At 68.5% G+C, this 16,139-nt stretch carries 16 protein-coding genes; 6 read left to right on the top strand and 10 right to left on the bottom strand.

The window, feature by feature from the left end:
- Positions 1-702: 702 nt before the first annotated feature.
- Positions 703-981 (top strand): DUF1540 domain-containing protein, encoded by a 279-nt coding sequence (locus tag AC4PWQ_RS00575; protein ID WP_371151602.1) that lies wholly within the window; start codon positions 703-705, stop codon positions 979-981.
- A 91-nt stretch (positions 982-1,072) separates the two neighbouring features.
- On the top strand, positions 1,073-1,756 hold the full coding sequence (locus tag AC4PWQ_RS00570) for a hypothetical protein (RefSeq protein WP_492089463.1): 684 nt from the start codon (positions 1,073-1,075) through the stop codon (positions 1,754-1,756).
- 104 nt (positions 1,757-1,860) lie between these two features.
- Here AC4PWQ_RS00570 and msrA read toward each other — a convergent pair whose 3' ends face one another.
- Complete coding sequence (gene msrA / locus AC4PWQ_RS00565; protein ID WP_492089462.1) at positions 1,861-2,451, bottom strand: peptide-methionine (S)-S-oxide reductase MsrA; 591 nt, start codon at positions 2,449-2,451, stop codon at positions 1,861-1,863.
- A 115-nt stretch (positions 2,452-2,566) separates the two neighbouring features.
- Between msrA and AC4PWQ_RS00560 the strand changes: the two genes are divergently transcribed.
- On the top strand, positions 2,567-3,991 hold the full coding sequence (locus AC4PWQ_RS00560) for an AI-2E family transporter (RefSeq protein WP_371151605.1): 1,425 nt from the start codon (positions 2,567-2,569) through the stop codon (positions 3,989-3,991).
- A 116-nt stretch (positions 3,992-4,107) separates the two neighbouring features.
- On the opposite strand, the gene greA is transcribed toward AC4PWQ_RS00560, so the two are convergent.
- Both greA and trhA read right to left on the bottom strand, forming a co-directional pair.
- Complete coding sequence (gene greA / locus AC4PWQ_RS00555; protein ID WP_371151606.1) at positions 4,108-4,587, bottom strand: transcription elongation factor GreA; 480 nt, start codon at positions 4,585-4,587, stop codon at positions 4,108-4,110.
- A gap of 171 nt (positions 4,588-4,758) precedes the next feature.
- Entirely contained in the window at positions 4,759-5,469 is a 711-nt protein-coding gene (gene trhA / locus AC4PWQ_RS00550) for a PAQR family membrane homeostasis protein TrhA (RefSeq protein ID WP_371164237.1), read from the bottom strand.
- A 162-nt stretch (positions 5,470-5,631) separates the two neighbouring features.
- Here trhA and AC4PWQ_RS00545 point away from each other — a divergent pair, with 162 nt between their 5' ends.
- Positions 5,632-6,411: an isoprenyl transferase gene (locus tag AC4PWQ_RS00545; protein WP_371151608.1), complete on the top strand. Its 780-nt coding sequence runs from the start codon at positions 5,632-5,634 to the stop codon at positions 6,409-6,411.
- A gap of 81 nt (positions 6,412-6,492) precedes the next feature.
- Here AC4PWQ_RS00545 and AC4PWQ_RS00540 read toward each other — a convergent pair whose 3' ends face one another.
- The 4 genes from AC4PWQ_RS00540 to xseA are packed head-to-tail and all read right to left on the bottom strand — an operon-like array spanning position 6,493 to position 9,599.
- Positions 6,493-7,125, bottom strand: coding sequence for a carbonic anhydrase (locus AC4PWQ_RS00540; protein ID WP_371164238.1), 633 nt, complete (start codon positions 7,123-7,125; stop codon positions 6,493-6,495).
- 4 nt (positions 7,126-7,129) lie between these two features.
- Positions 7,130-8,101: a carbohydrate kinase family protein gene (locus tag AC4PWQ_RS00535; protein WP_492089461.1), complete on the bottom strand. Its 972-nt coding sequence runs from the start codon at positions 8,099-8,101 to the stop codon at positions 7,130-7,132.
- A 14-nt stretch (positions 8,102-8,115) separates the two neighbouring features.
- Entirely contained in the window at positions 8,116-8,340 is a 225-nt protein-coding gene (locus AC4PWQ_RS00530) for an exodeoxyribonuclease VII small subunit (protein ID WP_371151611.1), read from the bottom strand.
- A complete protein-coding gene (gene xseA / locus AC4PWQ_RS00525) occupies positions 8,340-9,599 on the bottom strand; it encodes an exodeoxyribonuclease VII large subunit (protein WP_371164800.1) in 1,260 nt (419 codons plus the stop codon). Before xseA ends, AC4PWQ_RS00530 begins: the two co-directional genes overlap by 1 nt.
- A 93-nt stretch (positions 9,600-9,692) precedes the next feature.
- Here xseA and AC4PWQ_RS00520 point away from each other — a divergent pair, with 93 nt between their 5' ends.
- A complete protein-coding gene (locus AC4PWQ_RS00520) occupies positions 9,693-10,691 on the top strand; it encodes a 4-hydroxy-3-methylbut-2-enyl diphosphate reductase (protein ID WP_371151612.1) in 999 nt (332 codons plus the stop codon).
- Between the two features lie 116 nt (positions 10,692-10,807).
- Here the strand turns inward: AC4PWQ_RS00520 and AC4PWQ_RS00515 are convergent, their stop codons facing one another.
- The 3 genes from AC4PWQ_RS00515 to AC4PWQ_RS00505 form a co-directional block, all read right to left on the bottom strand.
- Positions 10,808-12,091: an LPXTG cell wall anchor domain-containing protein gene (locus tag AC4PWQ_RS00515; protein ID WP_492089460.1), complete on the bottom strand. Its 1,284-nt coding sequence runs from the start codon at positions 12,089-12,091 to the stop codon at positions 10,808-10,810.
- 1,141 nt (positions 12,092-13,232) lie between these two features.
- Positions 13,233-14,363: a 6-phosphofructokinase gene (locus AC4PWQ_RS00510; RefSeq protein ID WP_371177166.1), complete on the bottom strand. Its 1,131-nt coding sequence runs from the start codon at positions 14,361-14,363 to the stop codon at positions 13,233-13,235.
- Between the two features lie 173 nt (positions 14,364-14,536).
- Positions 14,537-14,968, bottom strand: coding sequence for an Lrp/AsnC family transcriptional regulator (locus tag AC4PWQ_RS00505; protein ID WP_371177165.1), 432 nt, complete (start codon positions 14,966-14,968; stop codon positions 14,537-14,539).
- Between the two features lie 140 nt (positions 14,969-15,108).
- On the opposite strand from AC4PWQ_RS00505, the gene ocd reads away from it, so the two are divergent.
- The gene (gene ocd / locus AC4PWQ_RS00500; RefSeq protein ID WP_492089459.1) at positions 15,109-16,122 is read left to right on the top strand and encodes an ornithine cyclodeaminase; all 1,014 of its coding nucleotides are present in this window, start codon (positions 15,109-15,111) and stop codon (positions 16,120-16,122) included.
- Positions 16,123-16,139: the final 17 nt, after the last annotated feature.

Here is a 16,139-nt window from a genome sequence, read left to right as displayed (position 1 = left end):
ATACGAGTCTCTTGGGACCCATAGACGTTTTCGTGCGCCGCTTCACCGGTGCGGGATGCAATCACTCCCGCACCGGCCACGCTTTGCCTGCGCCGCCCGCGCGGCCCGTCGGCATGAGGGCCGACGAAGGCCAGATGGGGGCTGCGAGGTAGCGGCCGGAGAGGGCTGGACCAGCCCCTGAGGGAGGCGGCTCCCGCCGGCCGGGACGAGGCTGCGAGGTGGTCTCCCGTGCGGGCGCGGTTGAGCGGTGGGGACGACGTTCCCGCCGGCGCCGCCTCCTTAGGCGCGCGCCGATTGAGGGGAGGGCTGCGAGGTGGACGCCCGCGCGCCCAGGGCCCCAGGCACCTGCGGGCGCCCCCGCGAATTTTCGCGCGGCGCCCGTGTTGCATTATTTGCGTTATTGGGGCGTGCCCCGAACCGCCCCGGAAATCGGGTCTTAGCCATGGCTTACCTGCCCGCCGCGCCCCCGTCCCCGAAGGGTCCGTGCCGCCGGTCCCACCGTCCCGAAATGCCCTCCGTTGCAACCGCGCGCCGGGGGACGTGACGCCCAGCTTTTCTAAATCGCGAACCGCGCGAATATGACGAAGGTGGGCCTAAACGCCCAGGCCGGGGCCGGGCGCCGCCTCCGGCGTCGGCCGGGCCGCCCCCGCAAAACCGCGCGCTAGCTTGTGATCAACAAGTTCGACACGGAAAGGTACTGAAATGGCTGAGTTCACCACCATCTCTGACTGCGCGGCTGTTGACTGCGCCTTCAACGACAACCACGGCTGCAAGGCCGCCGCCATCACGGTCGGCGCCAAGGACAGCAACTGCACCACCTTCATCGCCCTGAACACCCGGGGCGGCCTGCCCGTTGCCTCTGCGCACGTGGGCGCCTGCCAGCGCACCGAGTGCACGCACAACGAGTCCCTGCTCTGCGGCGCCAAGGCGATCACCCTGTCCGGTTCCACCGCGCACTGCGAGAGCTTCTCCGCGCGCTGACGACCGGTTACCCAGATGGTGGGGCGGGCACTGTGAAGTGCCCGCCCCACCCTCGTTCTGCGGCCAGGCGAACCCTTCCTAGGCTGGAGCCATGATGCAGCGCCTCCCAGCAGACTTCTCCGCCGCCGCCCGGGCTGCGGACGACAACGCCAAGCTCCACCTGGTTAGCCAGAACCCGCAGCAACTCCAGGGCCGCGTCGGCGCCCACTCCCGATCCGCAGCGCTGGTGGTCGGCTTCGCGGTGCTGACCACCCTCCTGGCGCTCGCCTTCACGGCGGTGGCGGCCCTCGCCGTAGTCGGCCCCGTCGCCCCGGCGCCCGGGGCCTGGGCCTCCACCCTCGCGCAGTGGGGCCCGCTGCAAGACCTCTCTGCCTGGGCGCAGACCGGGCAGGGCAGGCTCGCGCTGGCCCTCATCTGGCTGGTGCTGGCAGCCGACACCGTCCTGGTCTGGCGCTTCGCCCGGCGCGCGCTTCGCCGGAGCGTCGGCGCGGTTGGTGCCGGTGTCCGCAACGCGACGCTTCCCTCGCATGTCGGCACCATCCGCGACATCGCGATGCGCCGCTACCGCAAGACCTTCTTTGCGGTGCTCCTGGTGGACCTGCCGTCCGGCCAGGTCATCGTCAACCACATGGGCAAGGCCAGGGACATCCGCGTCCCCGCGCCCGGCACCACGGTGTGGGCGTGGCAAAACGGCGCCGCCACGCTGATCCAGGCGCAAGCCCCGGCCACCGCGCTCGCCCCTGCCACGATTCCGCCGCTCTTCGCAGAGAGCTAGCGCGAAAGGGCGGCGGGCGGAGCGTCGTACACCACCTCCCCACTGAGGGTGGCCGACGTTCCACCCGCCGCCGCGAACGAGCGCCAGGCGGCGCTAGGCCGGGATCAGGCCGGGGTGCACTTCACGCCGGTGGCGTGCACCGGGCAGTAACCGCCGGGGTTCTTGTCCAGGTACTGCTGGTGATAGTCCTCCGCCAGCCAGAACTGGCCGGCCTCCTGGATCTGGGTGGTCACCTCGCCGTAGCCCGCCTGGGCGAGCGCGGCGGCGAACTGGGCGCGGCCGGCCTGGGCGGCCTCCAACTGCTCCGGGGAGGTCACGAAGATAGCCGACCGGTACTGGGGGCCAACGTCGTTGCCCTGCCGGTCGCCCTGCGTCGGGTCATGGTTCTCCCAAAAGACGCGCAGCAGCTCGGCAAGGGGCAGCTTGGCCGGGTCGAAGACCACTCGCACGGTCTCCGCGTGCCCGGTGGTGCCGGTGCAGACCTGGCGGTAGGTGGGGTGGGGCGCGGAGCCACCCATGTAGCCCACGGACGTGCCGGTCACTCCCGGGGTGGTCCAAAAGAGCTTCTCAGCCCCCCAGAAACACCCCAGGGCCAGAAAGATCTCTTCGTTTCCTGCCGGGCACGGGCCGGTCAGCGGCGTGCCGAGCACGGTGTGCAGGCTGGCGGATTCTGGCTGCAGAGACACGAAGTTCATGGCGGCCATTATGCGGCGGCCCGCAAAGCGCTGCCAGTTTTGCCCACGCTGCCCCAAGCCGTGCGCGCCGCTGGCGGTGAGCGTTTAGGCTTTGGGCAGGCTAAGGAAGGTGCCCATGGAAGGTTCCATTTTTTCAAGAATGTGGCCCTCGCAGTTGCTGCGTCCCACACGAACCGCTACCCAGCTCTCGCAAGAGCCCGTGCCCGTGGAGGGCATGGAGCGGCCCAACGGCAATCCCGACGAATCGGTGGCCTGGGGGCTGCGCGTGGCGTCGGCCTGGTCGATCCGGGGCCTGACCTTCCTGGCCGGACTCCTGGTGGTTGGGTGGGCGATCTCCAAGATCTCCGTCATCGTCATCCCGCTGACGGTGGCGATGCTGCTGACCGCCCTCATGGAGCCCTTCGCGCGCATGCTGCGCAAGCGCGCCAAGTTCAGCCGTGGCCTGGCCGCGCTAGCCTCCGTGCTGGCGCTGCTGGGAATGATCGGCGGCCTGATGACGGTGGCCAGCGCCCAGATCGTCAACGACTTCGGGCAGGTGGCAGACCGGGCCGAGGCCGGCTTCTACACGCTGCTGGCGTGGCTGCGGGAGGACCCGTGGGGCATCGACTCCGGGCGCCTGACCACCTACCTCTTCGAGATCTGGCAGCAGGTGCAGGCGTTCTTCAAGAACAACACCTCCTCCATCGCCTCCGGCGCCCTGGTGGGAGTCTCCAGCATCACCAACTTCGCCGCCGGCGCGCTGATCGCCCTGTTTCTCATGTTCTTCTTCCTCAAGGAGGGACGCAGCATCTGGTTCTGGGTACTGCTGCTGCTCCCGCCGGGCGCCCGCCACACCGCCAACGAGGCCGGCATCCGCGGCTGGGTCACCCTGGGGGCGTACGCCAGAACCCAGGTGCTAGTGGCCTTCGTGGACGCGGTGGGAATCGCGCTCGGCGCCCTGTTCCTGGGCATCCCCATGTGGCTGCCCATCGGCATCCTGGTGTTCGTCGGCTCCTTCGTGCCCATGGTGGGCGCGTTCTTCACGGGCGCGATAGCCGTGCTGGTGGCGCTGGTGGACCAGGGCCCCACCACCGCGCTGGTGATGATGCTGATCGTCCTGGCGGTGCAGAACATCGAGGGCAACCTGCTCCAGCCCTTCCTCATGGGCAACGCGGTCTCCCTGCACCCGGTGGCGGTGCTGCTGGCGGTGGCCGCCGGCACCTACCTGTGGGGGATCGTCGGGGCGCTGTTCGTGGTGCCCGTGGTGGCCTTCCTGAATACCTCACTCATGTACCTGGGCGGCTTCGACAAGTTCCCGGCACTGCGCACCGACCCGGATCGGCCCGGTGGGCCGCCCGGGGCGCTGGACGAGTACCTGGCCGCCCCCTTCAGCGTGAAGAAGCGCGGCGGGGCTGCTCCCGTGCGGCGCGAGCCCGTGGGCAAGCCGAAGAACGGTGGGGCTGCCAAGGCGAGCCGAGAGGAGCAGGCGCCAGACCATGAAGAAGCCCAGGTGGCCGCCGCAGGCAGCGGCGGGCCCGAGAGCGGCTCGGTGGCGGAGTAGCGGTTAGGGCGCTGCGCGCCCGGGCTGTCCCGGAAACAAGGGTGGTGGGGCCAGATCGAAAGATCTGGTCCCACCACCGCTTTCGCCCCCGAGCAGCTCGGCCCGGGGGCGTTAATTCAGCCCTGGTAGGGGCGAACCTCCTTGATCTCCACGGAGATCTTCTTGCCGTTCGGCGCGGTGTAGCTGACGGTCTCGCCACGCGAGCGCCCGTTGATGGCCTTGCCGAGCGGCGACTCGGGGGAGAACACGTCGATCTCCACCCCCGGGGCGGCCTCGCGCGCCCCCAGCAGGAAGGTCCTCTCCATCCCGCCGATGCTGGCCTCGATCACCATGCCGGGCTCGACCACGCCGTCGTCCGGCGGGGTTTCGCCGACCTCGGCGTTGCGCAGGATGTCCTCCAGCTGGGCGATTCGCGTCTCGTTCATCGCCTGCTCGTCCCGGGCGGCGTGGTAGCCGCCGTTCTCCTTGAGGTCACCCTCCTGACGGGCGGCCTCGATGCGGTTAGCGATCTCGACTCGCAGCACGGTCTTGGCGTGCTCAAGCTCTGCAGAGAGGCGGTCAAAGGCCTCCTGGGTGAGCCACACGGACTTGCTCACGATTACGTCTCCTTTTATGCGGGCTGCCCCGCAGCAGCGCTGCGGGGCAGATCAGGGCATTGCCTGAAACGGCATAGTATCAACACGGCGCCGCTTCGCTCGCGGTATGTGGATGCGCGGATGAAATCGGCGGGCCCGTAGCTGTCCCGGACGGGGAGGCGAAGGGGCGGCCTAGCGGGAGCCCAGCACCGCCAGGAAAGCTGCCACGCAGTGAGTCACCCAGCCGGCCACCGTGAAGGTGTGAAAAACCTCGTGAAAACCGAACCAGCGGGGCCACAGGTCCGGCCACTTCAACGCGTAGACCAGCGCCCCGAGCGTGTAGGCGATGCCGCCGGAGAGAACCAGCCACACGATGGCCGGCCCGCCCGTCGTCCAAAACTGCGGCAAATACCAGAGGGCAACCCAGCCGAGCACCACGTAAAGGGGGGTGTAGATCCAGCGGGGGGCGTACGAGAAGAAGACGCGCCCCAGGATTCCCACCAGCGCGCCGCCCCACACGACGGCCAGCAGGGCCTTGGCGTCGCGCGGCTCCAGCAGGGCCACGGACAGGGGCGTGTAGGTGCCGGCGATGAGCAGGAAGATGTTGGAGTGGTCCAGGCGCCGCAGGATCGCGGTGCCTACCCGGCCCCAGTTGAAGCGGTGGTAGACCGTGGAGATACCAAACAACAGCAGAGACGAGGCCAGGAACACCGCGCTGGCCCACTTCAGGCCGGCCGTGGGGGCGAGCGCCACCAGGACGATCGAGGCGGCCAGTGCGAGCGGAGTAGTGCCGGCGTGGATCCAGCCGCGTAGGCGTGGCTTGATCGTTTCGACGAAGCTCTCCTTGCCGAGCAGGCGGTCAGAGGAACTGCTGCGTGGGCGCGTCTTCTGCTTCGGGGCCATCTATCCCCTCCTAACTTACGGTTGCGTAGGTTTAAGTTTACGACCAAGTTACGGTGGCGTAGGTTTTGGGCTCCCCCGCCCCGCCCGCGCCTCCAGGCAGCCCGCAGCCCCATGTGGTAAGAGTTTGTTTCAAGGGCCGCCGGACAAGGGAAGTAGCAGCCGATGGGCGTCAAGGATCTCCTTTACCGCATTTACGTCGCTCGCCTGCGCAGGCAGCTGGCCGACGCTCCCAAGCCCGCCCACATCGGCGTGATCCTGGACGGAAACCGCCGCTGGGCCAAGCAGGTCGGCGCCGCCGCCTCCCACGGGCACCGCCAGGGCGCGGCCAACGTGTTGGAGTTCCTGGACTGGGCCGACGAGGCCGACGTCCAGGTGGTCACCCTCTGGATGCTCTCCACCGACAACCTGCACCGCTCCGCCGAGGAGCTGGCCCCGCTGTTGGAGATCATCTGCGATGCGGTGGAGTCCATCGGTGCCCAGCGGCGCTGGCCCGTCTCTATCGTCGGCAACATGGACCTGCTGCCGGAGTGGGTGGTGGAGCGCCTGCACAGCGTGGAGGAGGCCACTGCGCAGCTGGCCGGCCGCGACCCCGGGGAGGCCATGACCGTGAACATCGCGGTCTCCTACGGCGGCAGGCAGGAGATCGCCGACGCCGTGCGCGCCCACCTAGAGCAGCGCGCCGCCGCCGGAGTCAGCCTGGCCGACGCTGCAGCCAGCCTGACCGTCGAAGACATCGCCGAAAACCTCTACACCCGCGGCCAGCCGGACCCCGACCTGGTGATCCGCACCTCCGGCGAGCAGCGCCTGTCCGGCTTCCTGCTCTGGCAGACCGTCTACTCCGAGTACTACTTCTGCGAGGTCTACTGGCCCGACTTCAGGCACGTGGACTTCCTGCGCGCCCTGCGCGACTACTCGCTGCGCGAACGGCGACGCGGCAAGTAGCCCCCGCGTGGGCCGGCCGGTCCACGCGGCACCGGCCGCCCGGAGGCGGCCGGTAGGGAGGTCATTAGATGACCAGCGGGGTCAGAAGCCGTGGCGGGAGGCCGGGACCTCGTGCACCCGACCCGACTGCAGCGAATAGTGCGCCCCCACGATCGCCAGCGCGCCGCTCTCCACCTGCGCGCGCAACGCCGGGGACTCCTCCAGGATCCTGAACAGGGTCCCGCGTACGTGAGCGTGGCCCGCGCTGAGCTCCCCATCGGGTACGGCCGCCCAGGCGGGGGGCTCGAAGGACAGGGAATCCAGCACGCAACGCGCCACGTGAGCGATGTTGCCCGGCGCCTCCTGCCCCTTGGCCAGGGCCAGGGCGGCCTCCAGCGCCCCACAGCGTTGGTGGCCCAGCACCACCAGCAGGGGAACCTGCAGGGCCGTGACCGCGTACTCCAAGGAACCGAGCACCACCTCAGATAGGGCGTGCCCGGCCGTGCGCACGGTGAACACCTGCCCGGGGCCCTGGTCCAGCGCTACCTCCACGGGCACGCGAGAGTCAGAGCACGCCAGCACCGCCGCCACCGGGTGCTGCTCGGCTGCCAGTTCCCCGGCGTCACCGAAGTCGCGTTGCCCGCCCTGGCCAGCAGTGAAGCGCCGGTTTCCCGCTAGCAGAGCGTCCCAAACCTCGGCAGGGCGGGGCTTGGTACGGTCAGCAACCTCCGACATGCCCCTAGCCCGCCTGCGCTGCCAAGGCAGCGTCCAGCTCGGCGGCCGTGGGCGGGTTCGCGCCCGCGCGCGAAACGGTAATGTCCGCAACGGCGGCGGCCAGCTCCACGATCGAGGCAAGCTGCGTCTGGTCCACCTGGCGCAGCGCGGCGCGGTTCTCCGCCCCCAGCAGGCCCTCGCGCCAAAGGGCAGAGTTCAAGCCACCCATGAAGGAGTCACCGGCCCCAACCGTGTCGAGCACCTTCACCGCCGGGTTGGCCGGCACCTGCACGCAAGCCCCCGAAGCGGCCACCGCCAGCGCGCCGTGCTTGCCGCGCGTGACCACCACGATCGCGGGCCCCAACTCCAGCCACTGCCGGGCCGCGCTCTCCACCTGCTCGGCGGTGTCCATCGGAACACCAAGCAGCCACGCCAGGTCCTCGTCGCTCACCTTGACCAGGTCAGCGAGCGCAACCAGACGCTCAACGGTAAGGCGGGCCGAGGCAGCGTCGCCCATCAACTGCGGCCTGGCATTGGGGTCGTAAGTAATCGTGGAGGTGGCGCGGTGGTCGGCAAGGATCCGCTCCACCACGCCCGCCCCGGGGGCAAGGACCGCCGCGATGGAACCGGTGTGAACCAGCACCGGCGGCTCGGCGCCGGCGGGCAGGGGAACCGGCGCCCACTCGACGTCAAACACGTAAGTGGCCGCGCCCGTGGAACCGATCTTGGCCAGGGCCGTCGAAGTGCGCTCCGCGCCGAACGAAGACGGCGTCAACCGCACCCCGGAAGCACCCAGGTGCTGGTCGATCGCCTTGCCGCGCGCGTCATCACCGAGCCACGTGTGCAGCAGAGACTCGTGCCCCAGCCGGGAGAGAGTCAAAGCCACGTTGGCGGGAGAGCCGCCCGGGATCTCCTTGCTGGTGCCCTGGGCCTCGACGATGTCGATAAGCGCCTCGCCAACCACGAGCGCGTACGGAGCCTGCGTCACGATAGCCACCTCTTTCTCTAGGCCTACGCCTGCTGGCCGGCGGTAGCGGCCTCTAGCCTGGTCTGAGCGTCGTCCAGCCAGGAACGGCAGTGCGCCGCGAGGGCCTCACCACGTTCCCAGAGCCCAATTGTCTCAGCAAGGGGCACCTGGCCGCCCTCCAATTTACGCACCAATTCCACCAATTCGGCGCGCGCCTGCTCGTAGGAAAGCTGGGCCACCTCGGCGGCGATCTCGGGAGAAGGAGCCATTATTCAAGTCCTTTCGGGGCCGGACTAGTGGGAGTGGAGCCAACGATCTTCGCCACGAAGCGGCCGTCGGCCAAGAAACCCTCGACCAGGGTGCCCGCAGGCACGTCCGCCTGGGACCGCACCAGCGTGCCGTTAGAGAGAGCCAAGAGTGCATAGCCGCGCTCCATCGTCGCGGCGGGGGAGAGGGCGTGCAGGGAGGCCGACAACGCGCTCAAGTCAGCACGGGCCTCCAGTACGGCGCGGTTAGCGGCCCCACGCAGACGGGCCAAGGCAGAATCCAGCCCCTCGCGCTGCCGCTCCACCAGCTGCGCGGGAGAGGCCAAGACCGGGCGGGAAGTAAGTTCCAGCAGCCCCTCCCGCTCCCGCGTCAGGCGGGCAGAAAAAGCGGCACGCAGGGAAGAAGTCAGCGCATCCAGTTCGACGGTCAGCTCAGACAGCGACGGCACCACGCGGCGGGCCGCGTCAGTGGGGGTGGAGGCACGAACGTCGGCCACCAAATCCAGCAGGGGGCAGTCCGTCTCGTGGCCGATCGCCGAAACCACCGGGGTGCGGGCCGCCGCCACCGCGCGAACCAGGTGCTCGTTCGAGAACGGCAGCAGGTCCTCCACGCTGCCACCACCACGCGCAATGATGATCACGTCCACGCTCTGGTCCGCGTCCAGCTCCGCCAGGGCCGCGTTCACCTCCGGGACGCAGCGCTCGCCCTGCACCGCGACCTCGCGAATCTCCAACGCCAGGCCGGGCCAACGCGCGGTGGCGTTCACCACCACGTCGTGCTCTGCCTTCGACTCCCGCCCGCAGATGAGGCCCACCTTGCGCGGCAAGAACGGCAAAGGACGCTTGCGGCGCGGATCGAACAAACCCTCCGCCGCCAACACCTGCCGCAGCTGCTCGATGCGGGCCAACAGGTCCCCCAGCCCCACCGCGCGGATCTCGCTTGCGTGCAACTGCAGCGAGCCCCGCTTGGGCCAGAACGTCGCCTTAGCGTTCACCACCACCCGCGCGCCGTCCGCCAGAGAAGGCGAAAGGTCCCGCGCGTAAATCGACACCGTGATCGAGGAATCCTGATCCAAATCCCTCAGCGTGAGGAAAGCCATCCCCGCCCCAGGGCGGCGGTTGAGCTGAACGATCTGCCCCTCCACCCAAACAGGGGCCATCTTGGCCACATATTCCTCGATCTTGGCGTTCAACAGACGCAGCGGCCACGGGTTGTCCGCAGTAGTCTGCGCGGCGCGTTCCGGCAGCGGGCGCGGGGTGATGCTCAAGACGGGGCCTCACGATGCGAGAGTTGTTTTCTGCCGGGTAACGTTACCTTGAACCACCAACGCGGTGGCAGCAAAGACAGGGGAAAAATGGCCGGGACGATTCTGTTGGCCGCGCCGCGCGGATACTGCGCCGGCGTGGACCGCGCCGTGGACGCCGTAGAGAAGGCACTGGAGCACTACGGCCCGCCGATCTACGTGCGCAAGGAGATCGTCCACAACAAGTACGTGGTGGAGGTGCTCTCCAAGCGTGGCGCCATCTTCGTCAACGAAACCGACCAGGTGCCGGAGGGCGCCCGGGTGGTGTTCAGCGCCCACGGCGTCTCCCCCGCAGTGCACGCCGAGGCCGAGCGCCGCCAGCTGGAAACCATCGACGCCACCTGCCCGCTGGTGACCAAGGTGCACCGCGAGGCCGTGCGTTTCGCCAAGGACGACTACGACATCATCCTGGTGGGACACGAGGGCCACGAGGAGGTGGAGGGCACCCAGGGCGAGGCGCCCGAGCACATCCAGGTGGTCGGCACCCCCGACGAGGTGGACTCCGTGGAGGTGCGCGACCCCGACAAGGTGGTGTGGATCAGCCAGACCACCCTGTCCGTGGACGAGACCCTGCAGACCGTCAACCGGCTGCGCGAGCGCTTCCCGAACCTGGTGGACCCGCCCTCCGACGACATCTGCTACGCCACCCAAAACCGGCAGGTGGCCGTCAAGGAGATCGCCCCGCGCTGCGACCTAATGATCGTGGTGGGCAGCGCCAACTCCTCCAACTCCGTGCGCCTGGTGGAGGTGGCCCGCGAGGCCGGAGCCGGCCGGGCCGAGCGCATCGACAAGGCCGACGAGGTCGAAGACGCCTGGTTCCAGGACGTGAAGACCGTGGGCGTGACCTCTGGCGCCTCAGTGCCGGAGATCCTGGTGCGAGAGCTGATCGAGGAGCTCCAGCGGCGCGGCTACGACAACCTGGAAGAGGTGCGCACCGCCACCGAGCGGATCACCTTCACCCTGCCCAAGAACCTGCGCGCGGACTTGAAGGGCGCCGGCAAGGAGCCGGACAAGGGCCGACGCGAAGCCGGGCCCGGGCACGTGGCCTAGAGCCGCAGGAGCGCCAAACAACTGTCGGGTGGTTTTCCGTGAGAGTCACGGAAAACCACCCGACACTGCTTTTGGGGGCGGGCTAGCCGCCTAGCCGCGGCCGGCCCCGGTGGTGCTCAGCGAGCGTTCTCGCGGCGCCTTACCGCCAGAAGGGCCCCACCCGCCGCGAGCGTCAGCGCTGCAAACAGGGCAACGCTATCGGCAGCGGCACCGGTCTTTGCCAGCTGCTTGGCAGCGGGCTTGGCCGTGGGCTGGCCAGAGGACACCGAAGTCGGCTTGGCCACCACCACGGTCGCAGGAACGGACGAGGACGGGGAAGCAGGGGCCGGAGCCGAGGCGCTGGCCGAAGTGGGCGCGCTCGGGGCAGCCGACGTTGAGGCCGAGGCCGCCTCGCTCGGGGTCGGATCGGGGCTGGCAGAGGACCCCACCGTGGGCGGAGGCGTGGGAGCCCCACCGGGCGCACTCGTGGCGCCGGTGCTGGTGGAGGGGACCGCAGAGGCGGTGGAGTCGTCTGCGCCGCTGGAGGGCTGTGCCGAAGCGGAGGCCGAGGTGGAGGCCGAAGCGGAGGCGGAGGTGCTGGGCGCGGTGGTGGCGCCGGTGCTGGTGGAGGGGGCGGCGGAAGCAGACTGGCTAGCGCCACTCGACGGCTGTGGGTTCGGAGCCGGGATGCTGGTTTCGATCGGGTTCGGATCCGGGATGGCGGTCTCGATCGGGTTCGGATCCGGGATGGCGGTCTCGATCGGGTACGGAGCGGGAATGGCGGTCTCGATCGGGTAAGGTGCCGCCGGTCCGATGGGCTCGGTCGGATCCGGCAGTGGCAACGGCGGGTCGGTCTCGGTCGGGCCGGGCACGTCCGGCTCGATCGGGAGTGCCGGTTCGGTGGGCTCTCCGGGCTCTCTGGGCTCGCTGGGGTGCGCGGGCTCGGTGGGCGCTCCGGGCTCCCTGGGCTGGGAGGGAGATTCCGTCATCATCGGGGGGAACATGGGGGTGATCGTCTCCTCGCCGGAGCCCTCCGGAGCGGCCGGGTCGACGTAGACGGTGCCCTCGCAGAACGTCGTGTAGTCGTCCAGGGTCACCTGCACTCGCACCGTGGTCAGATTAACCTCGGCGGTGGCGTCGGTGGAAAGCATGGAGGTGGCCGGGTCCCACGTGACCGTGGCGGGCAGGTCCCCTACAAACGTGACCTTCTCCGGGATCGATGTGCCCTCGTTGTCCACTGCCAAGATTGGCACGGAAACGGGCTTACCCACTTCGGTGAAAATCGAACCGACCGAGCAGCGCGGCGGGTACTTAGAGGAAAGCGCTACCTGTGCCCAGGCGGGGGCGGAGGTAGCAACCGCAAGCGAAACGGTGGCGACGGCCGACGCCGCTGCAGCCGCAATTGCACGCTTGGAAACCATATGGAACTCCGGGAAGGTAGGCGAGAGACTGGGTGCCCCTCGGACGCGCAGCAGCTTACGCCGAAGAGAAAAGGATTTGGAGATTTGGTGGAGGAATTCACCGGTTTATGGGCGCTGCTTTAACGAAAGTCACAAGGGTGTGACCAATCAATGTGATCGCTTGCACCTTTCTGTGTCATCTAATTGCCTTTCTGATAAGTCGAGGCTATCGCGCCGTGTGTTCTTGCCACCGGCGGAGGGCCGTGCATCGGTAAGTCTGGACAGAAGAAACGGGGCTCTTCGAGGATGAGGCTGTTGCTGTCGGTGTGGGTGGAGTAGCTCCCCATAGAGTGGCGTAGCGCCCGGGATGGTCGTCGCGCAAACGGTTGAGCCCTTGTGGTTCCTGTTGAGCCCTTGTTGTAGCGGTTTGAGCTTTATTGCAGCTCTTGTAGCGCTACGGGGCCGATTAAAGGCGCAATAGGTCGCCCAAGGCCAGGAGAGCTGCAACAACGGCTCAATGACTGCAATAAAGGCGCAATCGTTTGCGCAAGGCTCCTGGCCGGTAGCCGCCCGTTACTCCGCGATGGGTAAGGCCGAAGTGATCCGGTGTGGCGTTCGCGGTTGGCTCGCTCACCGCCGACCGCCCCAGTGGAGCCCCCCGCGCACGCGCGGAAAGTCACTGTGCCGGGGGTGACACCGAGGGGCCGGTCGGAGGAGCCCCGCGCACGCGCGGAAAGAAGAGCTGCCCTGGCTGGGGCATTTGGGGCGGGGACCGGCGCTTCCTGTCTGCGCTCCCCGCCTGCGCTCCCCGTCCGCACTCCCCGCTCCCCGGTACGGACTCGATCATGGAGCGGGTGGTGTCCGTGCTGCGCTCCTCGCCGGCGCTCCTCGCTTCCCGGGGCGAGAGGCGTGCGCGCGACTGTGGCCCCGACTCACCCCCGCCTCGCAAATGTTGTATCGGGGTACATGCGACCGCTTGGTGCCGTGGCACCGGTCGGTCGCATGTACCCCGACCGCACGCTTGTGCGCTCGGGGGCAACGCGCCAGCACCCACCACAACCCCCATCTTCACCCGCGAAGAGCCGGGAAAGCGGCGCAAAGCAGGCGGGGGCGGGAAGACCAATCGCCTTCCCGCCCCCGCCCAGCTCCAGCCCCGTGGTGGTCAGTCTCCCAGGCCCGTGCCCACGTGTCGCGCGGCCAGGATCCAGGGGTGGTCCAAGGGGACGGTCTTGAGGTTGCCTGCAACGTCGGCCAGAGGAACCGGCACGGCGGCCTGCCCCTGGGAGGCCACGGTCACTCCAGTGACGCCCTCAGCCACCAGGTCGGCACCCGCTCCGCCCAGCAGGGTGCCGAGCATGCGGTCGTTGGCATCCGGGGTGCCGCCGCGCTGCACGTAGCCCAGCACGGTCACGCGCGACTCCAGCCCGGTGGCCTCCTCCAGGATCCCGGCGAGCTTGAATGCGTTGCCCCGGTGGGAGGCGATCACGGAGGCGCGGTGCTTCTTGGCGGCCTCGCGGGCCTCCGGGGTGGTCGCGGAGCGGCGCAGCGCCTCGGCTGCCGCGAGCTCGGCGTGGTCGGCCTGGTCCAGGGCGCCCTCCGCGATCGCGATGACGGAGAACATGTGGCCCCGCTCGGCCCGGCGCTTGATGGACTCCACCACGGAGTCGATCGAGTAGGGGATCTCCGGCAGCAGGATGATGTCTGCGCCGCCCGCGATGCCCGCGCCCAGGGCCAGCCAGCCGGCCCGGTGTCCCATGATCTCCACGACGATGATGCGGTGGTGGGAGTGCGCCGTGGAGTGCAGGCGGTCGATCGCGTCGGTGGCGATGCCGAGCGCGGTGGAGAAACCGAAAGAGGTGTCCGTGTGCGCGATGTCGTTGTCGATCGTCTTGGGCAGGTGGATGACGTTCAGCCCCGCTTTGGCCAGCCTGTAGGCGTTCTTCGCGGTGCCGCCGCCGCCGATGCACACCAGAGCGTCCAGGTTGTTGGACTCGTAGTTCTCCTGGATCGTCGGGATCATGTCCCGTACCTCGCCGTCCACCACCATGCGGTGGACCTTGTCCCGGGACGTGCCCAGCATCGTGCCGCCCACGGTGAGGATCCCGCTGAGCGAGGCCGAGTCCAGCTTCACCGTCCGGTTCTCCGCCAGTCCGCGAATGCCGTCGCGGAAGCCGATCAGCTCCATCCCGTGGTGCCCGATCGCCGCCTTGCCAAACCCGCGAATGGCGGCGTTCAGGCCGGGGCTGTCCCCGCCTGCGGTGAGGATTCCAACTCGCTTCGCAGCCTTGGCCATTTTCTTCTCCTCTGTGCGGGGGCAGATGGCAGAAACACTACTAGTGCGCGGCCGCAGCCATCCGGGACGAGTGGGGTGCGCTTTGGCCGCCCCGCCCGCCGGCCGCAACGATTTGGGCGTGGGTGGCCGACGTCGTCCACGCGCCGCCGCCCAGCACCGTGGCCGCGCCGTTTTCAGGCCAGTACGGAGCGCAGCAGCAGGCTGGTCTCCGAGCGCGTTACCCCCGGTATCTTGCGGATCTGCGATAGGACCACGTCAACTGTTGCGAGACTTTCTGCGGCCAACTGTGCCACTAGGTCCCATTCGCCGTTGGTGGAGTACAGGCCCACCACCTGCGGCATGCCGCGTAGCTGCTGGATTGCGCGGTCCACGTGGGGGCCTTCTATGGCTAGGTGGGAGATGGCGCGGATGAGGGTGTCGTCCACGTCGGTGCGCAGGAGCACGGAGAAGCCTTGAATGATGCCGTCCCGCTGTAGTGCCTCCAGGCGCCGGGTGACGGTGGAGCGGGTGACTTGCAGCTCGCGGGCGAGTTCGGCCAGCGGGGCGCGCGCGTTGGCCCGGAGCGCGGCGATGAGCTTGCGGTCAAGTGAGTCCAAGGAGCGCATGGGCAAAACGTATCCTCAAGGAGCGCAATTAGTAGCAGTGATGGGCGAAACTAGCGCGAAATTGGCGTTGAGTATGCACAATGCTCGTCCGTATGCTGTGCCTCACAGGCCATAAGTCCCGGTTTGGGTGGGAGGGTGAGATGCGTTTCGTCAACGTGGAGAACATGCGTCGCTGGCTGGCAGCCGTCGGTCCCGAGGCGGCGATTGCAGGCTTGGTGGATGCCCTGGAGAAGGACTTCGCCCGCTGGGAGCAGTTCGAGTTGCGGCCCCGCGTGGCCTCCCACACCGCAGAGGGCGTGATCGAGCTGATGCCCACCACGGATGGGGTGAGCTACGGCTTTAAGTTCGTCAACGGCCACCCCTCCAATCCGGCCCGCGGTTTCCAAACCGTCACAGCCTTTGGCGTGTTGGCCGATGTTCACAACGGCTACCCCCGTTTCGAGGCGGAGATGACTCTGCTGACCGCGTTGCGCACCGCCGCAACTACGGGCTTGGCCGCGAAGTACCTGGCCCCGGCTGGTCCACTGCGGCTGGGCATGGTGGGGGCAGGTTCGCAGTCTGAGTTCCAGGTGCTCGGCATGCGCGCGGTGCGCCAGGTGGAGAGCGTGACGGTGTTCGACGTGGACCCGGCCGCCAGCTCCAAGATGCGGGCGAACCTAGCCAAGCTGGGCATCGAGGTGCGGATTGCTGAGAGCGCGGCCGCTGCGGTGGCGGGCTGTAACGCGATCATCACCTGCACTGCGGATAAACGCAATGCCACCGTACTGAGCGTGGACGACGTTGCTCCCGGCACCCACGTGACCGGCGTGGGTGGTGACTGCCCCGGCAAGACCGAGCTGGACGAACGGATCTTGGACCTGGGGCCGGTGTTCGTGGAGTACACGGAGCAGACCCGCATCGAGGGGGAGATCCAGGCCAAGCCGGCCGACTTCCCGGTCACCGAACTGTGGGAGGTCATCACGGGACGGCGCGAGGGCCGCACCAGCGCCGAGCAGGTGACGATCTTTGACTCTGTGGGCTTCGCGGTGGAGGACTTCTGTGCGCTGCGCTACCTGGAGCAGGCCGTGGAGGGCACGGGCTTTTTCGAGGAGCTGGACCTGATCGCGGACCCGGAGGACCCGAAGGACCTGTTCGGAATGATCGACCTGAGGTAGCCCTGGGGCTTGCGGGG

This window comes from Buchananella sp. 103232, assembly GCF_058725725.1.
This window is presented reverse-complemented; position numbering and strand designations above follow the sequence as displayed.